Genomic DNA, 1,952 nt, shown 5'->3' on the forward strand with positions numbered 1-1,952 from the left:
CCCGCGCGACGGACTGCCGTGATCTCTCTGTACTACAACAACCGATAAGCGTGGACGCTTACGCTTCGTGTGCCTGGCTCTGAAAGGAGGTGATCCAGCCGCACCTTCCGATACGGCTACCTTGTTACGACTTCACCCCAGTCATGAATCCTACCGTGGTAATCGCCCCCCTTGCGGTTAGGCTAACTACTTCTGGTAAAACCCACTCCCATGGTGTGACGGGCGGTGTGTACAAGACCCGGGAACGTATTCACCGCGACATGCTGATCCGCGATTACTAGCGATTCCGACTTCACGCAGTCGAGTTGCAGACTGCGATCCGGACTACGATCGGGTTTCTGGGATTGGCTCCCCCTTGCGGGTTGGCAGCCCTCTGTCCCGACCATTGTATGACGTGTGAAGCCCTACCCATAAGGGCCATGAGGACTTGACGTCATCCCCACCTTCCTCCGGTTTGTCACCGGCAGTCTCATTAGAGTGCCCTTTCGTAGCAACTAATGACAAGGGTTGCGCTCGTTGCGGGACTTAACCCAACATCTCACGACACGAGCTGACGACAGCCATGCAGCACCTGTGTTCCGGTTCTCTTGCGAGCACTCCTCAATCTCTTAAGGATTCCAGACATGTCAAGGGTAGGTAAGGTTTTTCGCGTTGCATCGAATTAATCCACATCATCCACCGCTTGTGCGGGTCCCCGTCAATTCCTTTGAGTTTTAATCTTGCGACCGTACTCCCCAGGCGGTCAACTTCACGCGTTAGCTGCGCTACCAAGGCCCGAAAGCCCCAACAGCTAGTTGACATCGTTTAGGGCGTGGACTACCAGGGTATCTAATCCTGTTTGCTCCCCACGCTTTCGTGCCTGAGCGTCAGTATTATCCCAGGGGGCTGCCTTCGCCATCGGTATTCCTCCACATCTCTACGCATTTCACTGCTACACGTGGAATTCTACCCCCCTCTGACATACTCTAGCTCGGGAGTTAAAAATGCCATTCCAAGGTTAAGCCCTGGGATTTCACATCTTTCTTTCCGAGCCGCCTGCGCACGCTTTACGCCCAGTAATTCCGATTAACGCTTGCACCCTACGTATTACCGCGGCTGCTGGCACGTAGTTAGCCGGTGCTTATTCTGCAGGTACCGTCAGTTGCGCCAGGTATTAACCAGCGCCGTTTCTTCCCTGCCAAAAGTGCTTTACAACCCGAAGGCCTTCATCGCACACGCGGGATGGCTGGATCAGGGTTGCCCCCATTGTCCAAAATTCCCCACTGCTGCCTCCCGTAGGAGTCTGGGCCGTGTCTCAGTCCCAGTGTGGCTGGTCGTCCTCTCAAACCAGCTACGGATCGTCGCCTTGGTGGGCCTTTACCCCACCAACTAGCTAATCCGATATCGGCCGCTCCAATAGTGAGAGGTCTTGCGATCCCCCTCTTTCCCCCATAGGGCGTATGCGGTATTAGCTACGCTTTCGCGTAGTTATCCCCCGCTACTGGGCACGTTCCGATACATTACTCACCCGTTCGCCACTCGCCGCCAGACCGAAGTCCGCGCTGCCGTTCGACTTGCATGTGTAAAGCATCCCGCTAGCGTTCAATCTGAGCCAGGATCAAACTCTTCAGTTCAATGCCTGTTGTTCGGGCCCGCGCCTACCAGTGATCGCTCACCAGTCCCGCGCCAAGCCCTGTCGCTTGCTCAAAGAAAAAGACAAGCTTGTATTACCAAACCTGGCTTCTTCCTGTCTGTGCAAGCACTTGGTCTGTTAAGCCGATTCCCGTGAGAGAATCTGGCACACTCATTCCAAGCGCCCACACTTATCGGTTGTTTCGTTGTTAAAGAGCAGTTCCGCTTTGCCTACAGCACCCTGCGTTTTGTGCAGTGCGTTGTGTGTGAAGCAGAGAAACGAGATTATGAAGGAGTTTTTTAAGCTTGTCAAACCGGAGAAGGAAGTTTTTAACGTACCG

Annotated in this window: 1 rRNA gene; it reads right to left on the reverse strand. The window is 54.3% G+C overall.

Going from position 1 to position 1,952, the window contains the following annotated elements:
- Positions 1-82 precede the first annotated feature (82 nt).
- Positions 83-1,613, reverse strand: a 16S ribosomal RNA gene (locus KVP10_RS21130).
- Between the last annotated feature and the right edge of the window lie 339 nt (positions 1,614-1,952).

The sequence above is a fragment of the Candidimonas humi genome, from assembly GCF_019166065.1.
Classification (GTDB): domain Bacteria; phylum Pseudomonadota; class Gammaproteobacteria; order Burkholderiales; family Burkholderiaceae_B; genus Candidimonas; species Candidimonas humi.